General features: G+C 56.2%; 10 protein-coding genes, 2 tRNA genes and 2 rRNA genes. 1 reads left to right on the top strand and 13 read right to left on the bottom strand.

What is annotated here, in order from left to right:
* Positions 1 to 36 precede the first annotated feature (36 nt).
* The 10 genes from AC0IXS_RS19180 to AC0IXS_RS19135 all read right to left on the bottom strand — a co-directional run bounded on the left by AC0IXS_RS19180 (position 37) and on the right by AC0IXS_RS19135 (position 11,482).
* Positions 37 to 2,929: ribosomal RNA gene (locus tag AC0IXS_RS19180) — 23S ribosomal RNA — on the bottom strand.
* Between the two features lie 227 nt (positions 2,930 to 3,156).
* Positions 3,157 to 3,232 (bottom strand) — tRNA-Ala (locus tag AC0IXS_RS19175).
* A gap of 44 nt (positions 3,233 to 3,276) precedes the next feature.
* Positions 3,277 to 3,353 (bottom strand) — tRNA-Ile (locus tag AC0IXS_RS19170).
* Positions 3,354 to 3,449: 96 nt separating this feature from the next.
* A 16S ribosomal RNA gene (locus tag AC0IXS_RS19165) occupies positions 3,450 to 4,986 on the bottom strand.
* The 16S and 23S rRNA genes sit together here with 2 tRNA genes alongside, the layout of an rRNA operon.
* Positions 4,987 to 5,496: 510 nt before the next feature.
* Positions 5,497 to 6,117: a protein-methionine-sulfoxide reductase heme-binding subunit MsrQ gene (gene msrQ, locus AC0IXS_RS19160; protein ID WP_122690740.1), complete on the bottom strand. Its 621-nt coding sequence runs from the start codon at positions 6,115 to 6,117 to the stop codon at positions 5,497 to 5,499.
* On the bottom strand, positions 6,117 to 7,130 hold the full coding sequence (gene msrP / locus AC0IXS_RS19155) for a protein-methionine-sulfoxide reductase catalytic subunit MsrP (RefSeq protein ID WP_057408743.1): 1,014 nt from the start codon (positions 7,128 to 7,130) through the stop codon (positions 6,117 to 6,119). The genes msrQ and msrP overlap by 1 nt, the downstream gene beginning before the upstream one ends.
* A gap of 64 nt (positions 7,131 to 7,194) precedes the next feature.
* Positions 7,195 to 8,052, bottom strand: a complete 858-nt coding sequence (gene pssA, locus AC0IXS_RS19150; protein ID WP_029244489.1) for a CDP-diacylglycerol--serine O-phosphatidyltransferase — start codon at positions 8,050 to 8,052, stop codon at positions 7,195 to 7,197.
* 148 nt (positions 8,053 to 8,200) lie between these two features.
* On the bottom strand, positions 8,201 to 9,217 hold the full coding sequence (gene ilvC, locus AC0IXS_RS19145; RefSeq protein ID WP_002552076.1) for a ketol-acid reductoisomerase: 1,017 nt from the start codon (positions 9,215 to 9,217) through the stop codon (positions 8,201 to 8,203).
* A 46-nt stretch (positions 9,218 to 9,263) separates the two neighbouring features.
* The gene (gene ilvN / locus AC0IXS_RS19140) at positions 9,264 to 9,755 is read right to left on the bottom strand and encodes an acetolactate synthase small subunit (protein ID WP_004879902.1); all 492 of its coding nucleotides are present in this window, start codon (positions 9,753 to 9,755) and stop codon (positions 9,264 to 9,266) included.
* Positions 9,756 to 9,757: 2 nt separating this feature from the next.
* Positions 9,758 to 11,482: an acetolactate synthase 3 large subunit gene (locus AC0IXS_RS19135; RefSeq protein WP_471825454.1), complete on the bottom strand. Its 1,725-nt coding sequence runs from the start codon at positions 11,480 to 11,482 to the stop codon at positions 9,758 to 9,760.
* A gap of 399 nt (positions 11,483 to 11,881) precedes the next feature.
* Between AC0IXS_RS19135 and AC0IXS_RS19130 the strand changes: the two genes are divergently transcribed.
* Entirely contained in the window at positions 11,882 to 12,310 is a 429-nt protein-coding gene (locus tag AC0IXS_RS19130; RefSeq protein WP_004879907.1) for a DUF4124 domain-containing protein, read from the top strand.
* A gap of 11 nt (positions 12,311 to 12,321) precedes the next feature.
* Here the strand turns inward: AC0IXS_RS19130 and AC0IXS_RS19125 are convergent, their stop codons facing one another.
* From AC0IXS_RS19125 to mrcB, 3 genes are read right to left on the bottom strand one after another with little or no spacing between them, the layout of a single operon-like run.
* On the bottom strand, positions 12,322 to 12,651 hold the full coding sequence (locus tag AC0IXS_RS19125) for a YqcC family protein (protein ID WP_004879908.1): 330 nt from the start codon (positions 12,649 to 12,651) through the stop codon (positions 12,322 to 12,324).
* Positions 12,651 to 13,391 carry a tetratricopeptide repeat protein gene (locus AC0IXS_RS19120; protein ID WP_471825451.1) on the bottom strand — a complete coding sequence of 247 codons (741 nt, stop codon included), beginning with the start codon at positions 13,389 to 13,391 and terminating at the stop codon, positions 12,651 to 12,653. The genes AC0IXS_RS19125 and AC0IXS_RS19120 overlap by 1 nt, the downstream gene beginning before the upstream one ends.
* Positions 13,392 to 13,407: 16 nt before the next feature.
* A complete protein-coding gene (mrcB, locus tag AC0IXS_RS19115; RefSeq protein WP_057408745.1) occupies positions 13,408 to 15,729 on the bottom strand; it encodes a penicillin-binding protein 1B in 2,322 nt (773 codons plus the stop codon).
* Positions 15,730 to 15,858 lie beyond the last annotated feature (129 nt).

Below are 15,858 nucleotides of genomic sequence, written 5' to 3'. Positions count from 1 at the left end.
TGTGCTCGTTCGAGTCGCAGATTGCTTGGGTGTTATATGGTCAAGCCTCACGGGCAATTAGTATTGGTTAGCTCAACGCCTCACAGCGCTTACACACCCAACCTATCAACGTCGTAGTCTTCGACGGCCCTTCAGGGAACTCAAGGTTCCAGTGAGATCTCATCTTGAGGCAAGTTTCCCGCTTAGATGCTTTCAGCGGTTATCTTTTCCGAACATAGCTACCCGGCAATGCCACTGGCGTGACAACCGGAACACCAGAGGTTCGTCCACTCCGGTCCTCTCGTACTAGGAGCAGCCCCTCTCAAATCTCAAACGTCCACGGCAGATAGGGACCGAACTGTCTCACGACGTTCTAAACCCAGCTCGCGTACCACTTTAAATGGCGAACAGCCATACCCTTGGGACCGGCTTCAGCCCCAGGATGTGATGAGCCGACATCGAGGTGCCAAACACCGCCGTCGATATGAACTCTTGGGCGGTATCAGCCTGTTATCCCCGGAGTACCTTTTATCCGTTGAGCGATGGCCCTTCCATACAGAACCACCGGATCACTAAGACCTACTTTCGTACCTGCTCGACGTGTCTGTCTCGCAGTCAAGCGCGCTTTTGCCTTTATACTCTACGACCGATTTCCGACCGGTCTGAGCGCACCTTCGTACTCCTCCGTTACTCTTTAGGAGGAGACCGCCCCAGTCAAACTACCCACCATACACTGTCCTCGATCCGGATAACGGACCTGAGTTAGAACCTCAAAGTTGCCAGGGTGGTATTTCAAGGTTGGCTCCACGCAGACTGGCGTCCACGCTTCAAAGCCTCCCACCTATCCTACACAAGCAAATTCAAAGTCCAGTGCAAAGCTATAGTAAAGGTTCACGGGGTCTTTCCGTCTAGCCGCGGATACACTGCATCTTCACAGCGATTTCAATTTCACTGAGTCTCGGGTGGAGACAGCGCCGCCATCGTTACGCCATTCGTGCAGGTCGGAACTTACCCGACAAGGAATTTCGCTACCTTAGGACCGTTATAGTTACGGCCGCCGTTTACCGGGGCTTCGATCAAGAGCTTCGCTTGCGCTAACCCCATCAATTAACCTTCCGGCACCGGGCAGGCGTCACACCCTATACGTCCACTTTCGTGTTTGCAGAGTGCTGTGTTTTTAATAAACAGTCGCAGCGGCCTGGTATCTTCGACCGGCGTGGGCTTACGCAGTAAATGCTTCACCCTCACCGGCGCACCTTCTCCCGAAGTTACGGTGCCATTTTGCCTAGTTCCTTCACCCGAGTTCTCTCAAGCGCCTTGGTATTCTCTACCCAACCACCTGTGTCGGTTTGGGGTACGGTTCCTGGTTACCTGAAGCTTAGAAGCTTTTCTTGGAAGCATGGCATCAACCACTTCGTGTTCCAAAGGAACACTCGTCATCAGCTCTCGGCCTTGAGACCCCGGATTTACCTAAGATCTCAGCCTACCACCTTAAACCTGGACAACCAACGCCAGGCTGGCCTAGCCTTCTCCGTCCCTCCATCGCAATAACCAGAAGTACAGGAATATTAACCTGTTTTCCATCGACTACGCTTTTCAGCCTCGCCTTAGGGACCGACTAACCCTGCGTCGATTAACGTTGCGCAGGAAACCTTGGTCTTTCGGCGTGGGTGTTTTTCACACCCATTGTCGTTACTCATGTCAGCATTCGCACTTCTGATACCTCCAGCAAGCTTCTCAACTCACCTTCACAGGCTTACAGAACGCTCCTCTACCGCATCACCAAAGGTGATACCCGTAGCTTCGGTGCATGGTTTGAGCCCCGTTACATCTTCCGCGCAGGCCGACTCGACTAGTGAGCTATTACGCTTTCTTTAAAGGGTGGCTGCTTCTAAGCCAACCTCCTAGCTGTCTAAGCCTTCCCACATCGTTTCCCACTTAACCATGACTTTGGGACCTTAGCTGACGGTCTGGGTTGTTTCCCTTTTCACGACGGACGTTAGCACCCGCCGTGTGTCTCCCATGCTCGGCACTTGTAGGTATTCGGAGTTTGCATCGGTTTGGTAAGTCGGGATGACCCCCTAGCCGAAACAGTGCTCTACCCCCTACAGTGATACATGAGGCGCTACCTAAATAGCTTTCGAGGAGAACCAGCTATCTCCGAGCTTGATTAGCCTTTCACTCCGATCCACAGGTCATCCGCTAACTTTTCAACGGTAGTCGGTTCGGTCCTCCAGTCAGTGTTACCTAACCTTCAACCTGCCCATGGATAGATCGCCCGGTTTCGGGTCTATTCCCAGCGACTAGACGCCCTATTAAGACTCGCTTTCGCTACGCCTCCCCTATTCGGTTAAGCTTGCCACTGAAAATAAGTCGCTGACCCATTATACAAAAGGTACGCAGTCACCCAACAAAGTGGGCTCCCACTGCTTGTACGCATACGGTTTCAGGATCTATTTCACTCCGCTCTCCGCGGTTCTTTTCGCCTTTCCCTCACGGTACTGGTTCACTATCGGTCAGTCAGTAGTATTTAGCCTTGGAGGATGGTCCCCCCATATTCAGACAAGGTTTCTCGTGCCCCGTCCTACTCGATTTCATTGCAAAGAGACTTTCGCGTACAGGGCTATCACCCACTATGGCCGCACTTTCCAGAGCGTTCCGCTACTCTCAATCCAACTTAAGGGCTGGTCCCCGTTCGCTCGCCACTACTAAGGGAATCTCGGTTGATTTCTTTTCCTCAGGGTACTTAGATGTTTCAGTTCCCCTGGTTCGCTCCATACACCTATGTATTCAGTGTAAGGTAACTGTCTTATGACAGCTGGGTTCCCCCATTCAGACATCTCCGGATCACAGTCTGTTTGCCGACTCCCCGAAGCTTTTCGCAGGCTACCACGTCTTTCATCGCCTCTGACTGCCAAGGCATCCACCGTATGCGCTTCTTCACTTGACCATATAACCCCAAGCAATCTGGTTATACTGTGAAGACGACATTCGCCGAAAGTTTGTTCTCACAAACTTTACCTTAGCCTGTTCACCACCAGTGAAAGTGGTCAACAGTCTATTTCTTTCTATCACATACCCAAATTTTTAAAGAACGATCTAATCAAAGACTAGAAATCAACATTTAGCCTTCATCCGAAGGAAATGCTCATTTCTAAGCTTTACAGAAGCAGTAAATGGTGGAGCCAAGCGGGATCGAACCGCTGACCTCCTGCGTGCAAGGCAGGCGCTCTCCCAGCTGAGCTATGGCCCCGTAACCGGGTGTCGTACGCGCTCTGACCAATTTCACCAGGTAACTGGTGGGTCTGGGCAGATTCGAACTGCCGACCTCACCCTTATCAGGGGTGCGCTCTAACCAACTGAGCTACAGACCCAATATAGGGTGTGCAAAGCAAAAGCTGCTTCTAATCGTCTTCTTCAATGAATCAAGCAATTCGTGTGGGTGCTTATGGTGCAGCTGGGTCGTCGATTAAGGAGGTGATCCAGCCGCAGGTTCCCCTACGGCTACCTTGTTACGACTTCACCCCAGTCATGAATCACACCGTGGTAACCGTCCCCCCGAAGGTTAGACTAGCTACTTCTGGTGCAACCCACTCCCATGGTGTGACGGGCGGTGTGTACAAGGCCCGGGAACGTATTCACCGCGACATTCTGATTCGCGATTACTAGCGATTCCGACTTCACGCAGTCGAGTTGCAGACTGCGATCCGGACTACGATCGGTTTTGTGAGATTAGCTCCACCTCGCGGCTTGGCAACCCTCTGTACCGACCATTGTAGCACGTGTGTAGCCCAGGCCGTAAGGGCCATGATGACTTGACGTCATCCCCACCTTCCTCCGGTTTGTCACCGGCAGTCTCCTTAGAGTGCCCACCATTACGTGCTGGTAACTAAGGACAAGGGTTGCGCTCGTTACGGGACTTAACCCAACATCTCACGACACGAGCTGACGACAGCCATGCAGCACCTGTCTCAATGCTCCCGAAGGCACTCCTCTATCTCTAAAGGATTCATTGGATGTCAAGGCCTGGTAAGGTTCTTCGCGTTGCTTCGAATTAAACCACATGCTCCACCGCTTGTGCGGGCCCCCGTCAATTCATTTGAGTTTTAACCTTGCGGCCGTACTCCCCAGGCGGTCAACTTAATGCGTTAGCTGCGCCACTAAAATCTCAAGGATTCCAACGGCTAGTTGACATCGTTTACGGCGTGGACTACCAGGGTATCTAATCCTGTTTGCTCCCCACGCTTTCGCACCTCAGTGTCAGTATGAGCCCAGGTGGTCGCCTTCGCCACTGGTGTTCCTTCCTATATCTACGCATTTCACCGCTACACAGGAAATTCCACCACCCTCTGCCCTACTCTAGCTTGCCAGTTTTGGATGCAGTTCCCAGGTTGAGCCCGGGGATTTCACATTCAACTTAACAAACCACCTACGCGCGCTTTACGCCCAGTAATTCCGATTAACGCTTGCACCCTCTGTATTACCGCGGCTGCTGGCACAGAGTTAGCCGGTGCTTATTCTGTCGGTAACGTCAAAACAATAACGTATTAGGTTACTGCCCTTCCTCCCAACTTAAAGTGCTTTACAATCCGAAGACCTTCTTCACACACGCGGCATGGCTGGATCAGGCTTTCGCCCATTGTCCAATATTCCCCACTGCTGCCTCCCGTAGGAGTCTGGACCGTGTCTCAGTTCCAGTGTGACTGATCATCCTCTCAGACCAGTTACGGATCGTCGCCTTGGTGAGCCATTACCTCACCAACTAGCTAATCCGACCTAGGCTCATCTGATAGCGCAAGGCCCGAAGGTCCCCTGCTTTCTCCCGTAGGACGTATGCGGTATTAGCGTCCGTTTCCGAGCGTTATCCCCCACTACCAGGCAGATTCCTAGGCATTACTCACCCGTCCGCCGCTCTCAAGAGAAGCAAGCTTCTCTCTACCGCTCGACTTGCATGTGTTAGGCCTGCCGCCAGCGTTCAATCTGAGCCATGATCAAACTCTTCAGTTCAAACATCCAACTGGGTTTTGAGAAAACCCTAAACTTGGCTCAGCAATCGTTGGTTACATCTTTGATTTCTCGCGGAGTAACTTGGGTTGCTGATAATCTGTTGACTTCAGTCTGACACCACAAGCACCCACACGAATTGCTTGATTCAGTTGTTAAAGAGCGGTGGGTTGAGCCTTTCGTCTCAACCGAGGCGCGCATTCTACAGCGTCCTCTGTAACTGTCAAGCGATTATTTTCTGAAGTTTTCCAAGTTTCCTTATCAACTTCAATCACTTGCGCTTCGATCAACTCTGCGTTGCTCGTCAGCGGGAGGCGAATTCTACAGCGTTACAACCGCGTGTCAAACTCTTTTTTCTCACCGCTGTCGATTCAGACAAACTCGACCGACTTCCTCGCCGACCTCATCCGATAAACCCTTGTAACTCATTGAACTGCAAGGCTTTTTCGTTTCCGTCTGCGCCGGAAGTGGGGCGAATTATAGACACCTCAACGAGCGCGTCAACCGTTATTTTCAGGTTTTTGCCGGCCGACTCGCTCCGATATTAACAAGACGCGGGATTCGCTTAGCAATTACGGGGATTCGCAGCAAAAGCAGCCCTGCCCCTATTGCCGCATAAAGCGCCCACTCCTTGAGATCGGCCCGGACAATCCAGAACATATGCAGCAAACCAAGCCCAAGAATCACGTAGACCAGCCGATGCAGCTTCTTCCACCGCGCACCCAACCGGCGCTGACTGTATCGATTCGACGTCACGGCGAGCACCAGAAGACAGAGAAACGCGAGCGCTCCGACAATAATATAGGGCCGTTTGACCAGCTCGACGCCCAACTGCCCGAAATCCAGCCCGAGAACGAAGAGCGTATACATCGTCATGTGCAGAACGACATACGCAAAACACCAAAGCCCCAACTGTCGACGCACCACAATCCAGAACGGCCAGCCGCTCAGTTTCTGCAGTGGCGTCATGGCCAAGGTGATCAGCAGCAGTATCAGCGCCCCCAAACCGAAGTTCTCGACCAGAGCCTTGCCCGGATCAGGCCCCAGCGCAAATATCCAGGCCTGATAAAGCCACAGGACGGGCGCAACACAGGCAGCAAGAAATACGCAAAGGCGTAGCAACGGATAGCGCATCAATAGTCCTTCCGCAGATCCATGCCCGTATAGAGAGAAGCCACCTCCTCCTCATACCCGTTGAACATCTTCGTATCCATGACATTGGGACTGAACAGCCCGCTCGGCAAACGCCGTTCGCGAGCCTGCGTCCAGCGCGGGTGATCCACGGTCGGATTCACGTTGGCATAGAAGCCGTACTCATTGGCCGCGATGCTTTGCCAGGTCGTTTTGGGCTGCTCGCTCACCAGACTTATGCGCACAATGGATTTCACGCTCTTGAAGCCATACTTCCATGGCACCACCAACCGAAGCGGCGCACCGTTCTGATTGGGCAATTCGCGGCCATACATCCCTACCGCCAGAATCGCCAGTGGATTCATCGCCTCATCCAGACGCAGCCCTTCTACATAAGGCCAGTCAATCAGTGCGAAATCGGAACGCTGTCCGGGCATCGACTTGGAATCTTCAAGCGTCTCGAAACGAATGTATTTGGCCTTGGACGTCGGCTCGACCTGCTTGAGCAATGCCGAGATGGGAAACCCGATCCACGGGATGACCATCGACCACGCTTCCACGCAGCGCAGACGGTAGATGCGCTCTTCCAACTGATAAGGCTTCATGAAGTCTTCGAGTGCGTAGCGCCCCGGTTTACCGACCTCACCATCGATCACCACACTCCATGGCTCGGTTTTCAAGGAACCCGCGTTTTTCGCTGGATCGCCTTTGTCAGTCCCGAACTCATAAAAGTTGTTGTAGTGCGTCGCGTCCTTGAAAGGCGTGATTGCCTCCCCCTTGACGTCGACCGCCTGCCATTTGGTATCGGGAAGTTTTTCAGCAAACCAGCCCGGCGCCTTGCCCGCCTCCACATCGGCGTAACGGGAAGGATCTGCGGCACTGGCCCAGCGCGGCAAGGCGCTCACGGCCAGTCCGGCCAGAGAGCTGGCCATCAGCGTACGTCGGGAAAGATAAATGGATTCAGGCGTGACGTCGGACTCTTTGGAGTCGGACGCAGAAGGAAGCTTGATTAGCATGATGACTCCGCAGCCTAGGGGGAACTGATGCACCAATAGACTACGGAGTATGGGGGAAATTAGATCAGTTGGAGGATTTGTGACGACGAAGACGCAACAAATACTGAGCAGGCCCCGATAGCGCGTAGCCGAGGAAGATGAGCAGCAGAATACGCGGCGGATCACTGAACACCACAGCGAATACCAGAACCACTGCCAGAATCGCAACGAACGGTACGCGACCTCTCAGATCCAGCTCCTTGAAGCTGTTGTACTTGATGTTGCTGACCATCAACATACCGGCACCGGCCACCAGCAGCGCGACCAGGAACGACAGCTTGGAACCCTGAATGCCAAAGTCGCTGAACGCCCAGACGGTACCCGCCACCACACCCGCAGCAGCCGGACTGGCCAGACCGATGAAGTAACGCTTGTCGGCCTTGCCCACCTGAGTATTGAAGCGCGCCAGACGCAACGCCGCACCGGCGACATAGATGAAGGCGACCATCCAGCCGACCTTGCCCATGTCCCCCAGCGCCCAGCCAAATGCCAGCAAGGCAGGCGCCACACCAAAGGCAACCATGTCGGACAGCGAGTCGTACTCGGCGCCAAACGCACTTTGCGTGTTGGTCATGCGCGCCACACGGCCATCGAGACCGTCCAGCACCATGGCCACGAAGATGGCGATGGCGGCAAAAGCGAAGTACTTGCTGGCACCTGCCGTATCACCTGCGCTCAAGGCACTCTGGGCGCTCATGGAACTGATGATGGAATAGAAGCCCGCAAACAGATTGGCGGTGGTGAACAGATTAGGCAGCAGATAGATGCCGCGATGACGGACCTTGCGGCCTTCATCATCGTGCCCTTCTTCAACGTGCTCATCGATAGGTAGCAGACTTTCAGCGTCAGAGGCCTTGATAGGCTCTTCAGGACGTTCGCTCATGGAGGATTACCTTGCAGCGGTTTGAAAAGGTTCGACAGATGTCTGCGACGAGGGTTCGTCGGCAAACGATGCAGCTTTATACCAGAGCCGGAACCCATAACGAAAAAACGCGGCCTGTTGGCCGCGTTTTTTCATGAACTGAAAAAGATCAGTTCTTGTCCTTGTCGACGATTTTGTTCGCCGCGATCCAAGGCATCATCGAGCGCAGTTTCTCGCCGATGATTTCGATGCCGTGCGCAGCGTTGTTGCGACGCTTGGCGGTCATCGATGGGTAGCCGGTAGCACCTTCGCTGATGAACATCTTGGCGTATTCGCCGTCCTGGATGCGCTTCAGAGCGTTGCGCATGGCCTGACGGGATTCAGCGTTGATGACTTCAGGACCCGTCACGTACTCGCCGTATTCGGCGTTATTGGAGATCGAGTAGTTCATGTTGGCGATACCGCCTTCGTACATGAGGTCAACGATCAGCTTCAGTTCGTGCAGGCACTCGAAGTAAGCCATTTCCGGCGCGTAACCGGCTTCAACCAGCGTTTCGAAGCCAGCCTTGACCAGCTCGACGGTACCGCCACACAGAACAGCCTGCTCGCCGAACAGGTCGGTTTCGGTTTCGTCCTTAAAGGTGGTTTCGATGATACCGGTACGGCCGCCGCCAACGCCCGAAGCGTAAGACAGTGCGACGTTCTTGGCGTTGCCCGAAGCGTCCTGGTAAACAGCGATCAGATCAGGAATACCGCCGCCTTTGACGAACTCGGTACGCACGGTGTGGCCTGGAGCCTTCGGCGCGATCATGATCACGTCCAGGTCAGCGCGTGGCACGACCTGGTTGTAGTGAATGGCGAAACCGTGGGAGAAGGCCAGTGTTGCGCCTTTCTTCAGGTTCGGCTCGACTTCGTTCTTGTACAACTGGGACTGGAACTCGTCCGGGGTCAGAATCATGACGAGGTCGGCAGCAGCAACGGCGGAAGCAACGTCAGTCACTTTCAGGCCATGAGCTTCAGCTTTGGCGACAGTGGCTGAACCCTTGCGCAGGCCAACGGTGACATCAACGCCGGAGTCTTTCAGGTTGCACGCTTGAGCGTGGCCCTGGGAACCGTAACCGATGATGGCAACTTTCTTGCCCTGGATGATCGAAAGGTCGCAGTCTTTGTCGTAAAAAACTTTCATGGAAATCCCCTGTTATCTTGGCCGTTCAGGCCATTTGCTTAATGAGTTAAACGCTCAGCACTTTGTCGCCACGGGCAATGCCCGTCACGCCACTGCGTACTGTTTCCAGGATGGCGGCAGTGCCGATGGCCTGAATGAAGCTGTCCAGTTTGTCGCTCGTACCGCTCAACTGCACGGTATAGACGCTGGCGGTCACGTCGACGATCTGCCCGCGGAAGATGTCCGTGGTGCGCTTGATCTCGGCACGCTGTGCGCCGGTGGCCTTGACCTTGACCAGCATCAGCTCGCGCTCGATGTGCGCGCTTTCCGACAGATCGACCAGCTTGACAACTTCAACGAGCTTGTTGAGGTTCTTGGTGATCTGCTCGATCACCTCATCATGGCCCACGGTGGTCAGCGTCAGACGCGACAGGGTCGGGTCCTCGGTTGGCGCGACCGTCAGGCTTTCGATGTTGTAGTTACGCTGCGAGAACAGCCCGACGACACGAGACAACGCACCCGGTTCGTTTTCCAGCAGTAAGGAAATGATGTGCCGCATGATTATGTCCGCTCCGTCTTGCTCAACCACATATCGCGCATGGAGCCGTCCTTGATCTGCATCGGATAGACGTGCTCGGTGACATCAACCTGAATGTCGAGGAAGACCAGACGATCAGTCATGGCAAAGGCTTCTTCCATTTTCGGCTTCAAATCTTTCAGGTCAGTGATGCGCATGCCGACGTGGCCGTAAGCTTCGACCAGCTTGACGAAGTCGGGCAGCGATTCCATGTAGGAGTGGGAGTGACGAGCGCCGTAGCTCATGTCCTGCCACTGGCGAACCATGCCCAGTACGCCGTTATTGAGCAGAATTATCTTCACCGGCAAACCGTACTGCAGGCAGGTCGACAGCTCCTGAATGTTCATCTGGATACTGCCTTCGCCGGTCACGCACGCAACGTGCGCATCCGGGAAGTTCAGCTTGACGCCCATGGCTGCCGGAAAACCGAAGCCCATCGTGCCCAGGCCACCCGAGTTGATCCAGCGGTTGGGTTTGTTGAAGCGGTAGTACTGAGCTGCGAACATCTGGTGCTGACCCACGTCGGAGGTGACGTAGGCATCGCCCCCGGTGACTTCGCACAATGTTTCGATCACGGTCTGCGGCTTGATGACCGAGCCATCGCCACGGTTGTAAGGGAACAGGTCACCGCCTGCACGCCACTCGTCGATCTGCTTCCACCAGGCAGCAACGGCCGCCTTGTCAGGTGTCTCGCCGATGTCTTTGAGGGTGGCAACCATTTCGGTCAGCACGCTTTCGACAGGCCCGACGATTGGCACGTCGGCCTTGATGGTCTTGGAGATCGAGGCCGGATCGATGTCGATGTGGATGATCTTGGCGTTCGGGCAGAATTTGCTCGCGCCATTGATGACCCGATCATCGAAACGCGCGCCGACTGCGAGGATCACATCAGTGTGGTGCATGGCAAGGTTGGCGGTGTAGCTGCCGTGCATGCCGAGCATGCCCACGAACTGACGATCCGTGCCCGGATAGCAACCCAGGCCCATCAACGTATTGGTGACCGGCGCGTTGAGCAGTTGAGCCAGCTCGGTCAATTGCGCAGAGCCGTTGCCCATGATCACGCCGCCGCCGGCGTAGATGATTGGACGCTTGGCCGCCAACAGCATTTCGACGGCCTTGCGGATCTGACCGGAGTGGCCACGAACCGCCGGGCTGTAGGAACGCAGCTTGGCTTTCTTCGGGAAGATGTATTCGAACTTCTCGGCCGGGTTGGTCATGTCCTTTGGAATGTCGACGACGACAGGACCAGGACGACCGGATTGCGCCAGATAGAACGCTTTTTTCAGGATTTCCGGGATTTCGGACGCATGCTTGATCATGAAGCTGTGCTTCACGATCGGACGGGAGATACCGATCATGTCGGTCTCCTGGAACGCATCGGTACCCACCAGCGTACTGGCGACCTGACCAGACAGAACCACCATTGGAATGGAGTCCATGTAAGCGGTCGCGATACCGGTGATTGCGTTGGTTGCACCCGGACCGGAAGTGACCAGTACCACACCCGCCTTGCCGGTCGCACGTGCATAGCCATCGGCCATGTGCGTAGCAGCCTGCTCGTGGCGAACGAGGATATGGCTCACAGCCGGTTCTTTGAACAGGGCATCGTAGACATGCAGGAGAGCACCACCCGGGTACCCATAGATGTGCTCAACGCCTTCGTCACGCAAAAAGCGGACGATCATTTCAGCGCCAGATAAAAGCTCCACGTTGTTCACCTCTAAAACGCCAGAATACCGCCCACTCCGGGACGGGTCTTAATAGGTTTACTGCCAAGCAGAGCATGAGCGACGGTGGTCGCCGACTACGTCAGCACTGACTGAGCAAGTATTGGGATGCCCCTGAGTGTTGCGGAACATTCCCACCCAGCGCGAGGTAACGCGTTGCGGGTGTTACAGGTCGGCGCGGGTGTGCGCCTCATGATCTACCGAGAGGGTCTGCTTCTGGCAGTCCTTCTACAGCGAACTTTGGATTGTTGTGATTCGCCCCCCTCAAGTCAAGTCATCGTTGAGCTTTCTTGTTAACAAGGCCCTGAAATTGCACTGTTTCAGACTGAAGCGCACCGTTATGGTAGCTTTCCTGTGGCATAGACATTTCAAGGAAACACCATGCAATGGATGATCTTCGCTGCCGCGCTGGCCATGGCAGCGAGCACAAGCAGTCAGGCGGCACCCATCTATAAATGGGTGGACGCCCAGGGTGTCACCCACTTCGACGCCCATCCGCCTGCGGACAAAGAGGCGCAGCAGATCAATGTGCAAACCCCACAGCCTTCGTCTACACCCTCGCCTTCTGCCACCTCACCATCGGATGACGCCCAGCAACGCGCCGTCGATGCAAAAGTGAAGGCTCAGGTAAAGGTGCAGGAGGCGAAGCGGGAGGAAAGCTGCGAGGGGCTGCGCAACAATCTTGCGCAGTTGCAGAACAATCCGCGGATTCGGGAGCAGGTCGGTGGAGAAATCAGGCGTCTCACGGAAGAAAACCGCAAGACGCGCATCGAAGAGACTGAAAAAGCCATCAGCGAGTACTGCCGCTAGGCAGTGCCCGGTCAGCTGACGGCAGTGATCAATTGATCGAAACGGGCCAGACTTTGCTGTAACAACCTGGTTTCGCCCAAGCGTCCGGAATAGACCATTTCAGCCATTTCCAGAATCCCGGACGCATTGGGCAGCGGCAGGTCGCGCTCGAGGATGATCTTCATCCGCGGCAGGAAAATCCACTGCAGCCACTGCGCAAATTCCAGCGTGTCCACACAGAAAGGCTCCTGACTGGACAACGCCTGCTCGCTGGGCGGTGTGGTTTCCCACCACCCCAGCACCCGCAGCTCCCGCTCGATCAACAGCAACTGTTCGGCAATTTCAGGAAAGCGCTCGTCCATCAGCGGGCCTTTTGACGTGCCAGTGCGGCACCGGCAGAGTCGCCCTGCTTCTCACGGGATTGAGCGATCAGTTCCCACAGGCTCGCCTGAAGGCTGGCGCGACCATTGGCATACGTCAGACCACGACGCGCGAGCTGCTCGGCCTGGGCGGCATCGCCCTGGGCCAGGCGAACCTGCGCCAGACGGTAAAGCACTTGCGGTTCGCGAGGCGCGACACGCTGGGCACGCTCAAGACTGGACGATGCACCGTTCAGGTCACCCCCGCTCTGCTGTTGCTGGGCGGTGGTCAGCAAGGCCAGCACCGGGCCATCCAACTGCTCGTCTTCGGAAAGACCTCCACCGCTGGACGGAATCCCGGTAGGTGCCGATGAAGGCGGCATGCTGTAACTGGTATTGCCGGCAGGCGCAGGGCTGACCGGAGCCTGGTTGACTGGAGAGGTGTCGATAGCGGGCGCGTCAACACTGAAAGGAGCCTGACTGGCCGGCGGCGAAAACGTCTGCCCCGGATTGCTGCCTCCAGCGCCAGGGATCATCACCACGACACCGGAGTCCTGCGGCACTGCCTGGGGTTGAGCCTGAGCCGTGTTTGTCTGGTTCGCGCCATTACGCGACGCAGCGACACGTTCGCCGTTTGACACTTTCGAACTCGAATCCACAACCGGAATCGAGCCGCGCTCCACACTGGCGCAACCGTTGAGCAACGCCAGAGTCGTTAGAGCTGGAATCCACCATTTATTCACTTCAAACCCTCATTGCTTAGTTCAACCACCCCTTGACCCAGTCCATCACCTCAGTGGCAGGTGCCGGAGTGCCGCCGCATGTGGCGCCGGGCTGGGGTTCACTGCCGCGAATATACGGCATCTGTACGGCATTCGGGCAGCTGGCATCAGAACCCTGTCCGGTCTGGGCGTTGACCCAGGCCTGGACGACGTTATCCGGCATGGCCATGTCCAGTGGCAACGGATCGGCCTTGCGCATGAAACTGGTCCAGACCTGCAACGCACCCGTGGCACCGGTGAACGGCGTCTTGCCGTTGTCGTCGCGGCCCATCCACACCACGGCCAGCAGGTCCTGGCTGAAGCCGGCGAACCAGCTGTCACGCGAATCGTTACTGGTACCGGTCTTGCCCGCGAGGTTCAGCGAGCTGGGCAACACGTTATAGACCGACTTGCCCGTACCTTCACGCATGACGCGCTGCATCGCATTCTGCACCAGATAAATGGCGCCCGGATCGAAGCGCTGCTCGATCTGGAACGGATAGCGCTTGAGCGGCTCGCCTTCTGCGGTCAGCACACTGCGAATACCGCGCATCGGCGTGTTGAAACCACCACTGGCGATGGTCTGGTACATGGTGGCGACTTCCATCGGCGTCAGCCCGCCAGCGCCCAGCAGCATGGACGGATAGGCAGGCCACTCACGCGTCACACCCAGCTTCGCCAAGGTCTTGAAGACCGTAGGAACACCCAGTTCAAGGCCCAGCTTGGCGGTGGACAGGTTGTAGGAATGCGCCAGCCCCTGATACAGGAAGATGTTGCCGTGTGACTTGTGATCGTAGTTCTGCGGCTTCCAGACCTGGCCATCAGCGCCCTTGACCTGAAACAGTTCGTCGGCGATCCAACTGGTCAGCGTGTACTGACTCGGACGCTCAAGCGCGGTGAGGTAGATGGCCGGCTTGACCAGCGAGCCGATAGGCCGCACGGCGTCGATGGCACGGTTGAAGCCTGCAAACCCGGCCTGACGACTGCCCAGCAGGGCCTGCACTTCACCGGTTTCCGGGTTGGTCACGACCATTGCCGATTCAACGTCGTCGGAACCCTTGCGCCCGGCCAGCCGCTTGAACGTATCGTCCATGGCCGCCTGGGACTTCATCTGCAGGATCGGGTCGAAGCTGGTGAAAATCCGCAGCCCCTCTTCGGTCAAGTCTTCATCGCGGTAGTCTTCGCGCAATTGTCGTTTGACCAGATCCAGGAACGCAGGGAACGAGCTGTCAGCCAGCGTACCGGTCTTGGTCACGCCCAACGGCATCTTCTTGGCTGCGGCCACGACTTCAGCGGTGGCAACGCCTTGCTGCTCGAACAGATCAAGCACCAGATTACGGCGCTCGAGCGCGCGCTCGGGATTACGACGCGGGTTATAGAAGGACGGCCCCTTGACCAGCCCGACCAGCATCGCCACTTGATGGATTTTCAGCTCGGACAGAGGCTGACTGAAGAAGTACTGGCTGGCCAGACCAAAGCCATGCACTGCACGCTGACCATCCTGACCAACGAACACCTCATTGAGGTAGGCCTCGAGGATCTCTTGCTTGCTGTAATGAATCTCCAGCAGCACGGCCATCATGGCCTCGGTCAGTTTGCGCGAGAGGCTGCGCTCGTTGGTCAGGTAGAAGTTCTTCACCAACTGCTGGGTCAGCGTACTGCCGCCCTGACGCATCTGGCCCTGAGACGTGTTGACCCAGATGGCGCGCGCGATGGATTTGGGCGACACACCGAAGTGGTGGTAGAAATCACGGTCCTCAACCGCTACCAGCCCGTCGAGCAGGTATGGCGGTGCCTGATCCAGCTTGATGAGGATCCGGTCTTCAAGATTCTTGGGGTAAAGCCCGCCGATCAGCAGCGGTTCGAGACGGGCCACAGCCAGCTTGCTGCCGTTGCCGGACGACAGGTCAGCCACGTAATCACCGGAGAAGCGCACGCGCACCTGTTGGGCCGGGTCGGTGCCTTCGTAAAACTGGAAGCCACGGGTATTGAGGTCGACTGTGTTGCCGTTGACGGCGGCGGCGCCAGGACCGTTTGCAACGCTTTCGCGGCGGTAGCCCAGCGCATCGAGCTCGATGAGAAAGTCATCGCGACTGAGCTTCTGGCCAACGAACAGCTCCAGCGGACGCGCGTAAACCTTCGCAGGAATCGTCCAGCGCTTGCCGGAGAATTTTTCCTGGACAATCGCGTCAAGGTAGATAGCCAGGCCAGCCAGCAGGACCAGACCGACAATGCTGAGCTTCAACGCCCAGCCCAGCCACTTGCGCAGGCTGCCGGAGGGTTGTTTTTTCGAGGGACGAGAGGTGCGGGATCGAGTCATGGGCGCGGATTATACGCACTTTGCATGGCTTCGACAGACGCCCGAGTCGGCGGTTTGCAGCGTCGCGCCAAGCGGCCATAATGGCCGCATCTAACAGTTACATTTTTTGAATCCATTCCTGAAGGATCG

Source organism: Pseudomonas sp. AC016 (genome assembly GCF_979253365.1).
Note: the sequence above shows the minus strand (reverse complement) of the source record. Positions and strands in the feature narration are given on the sequence as shown.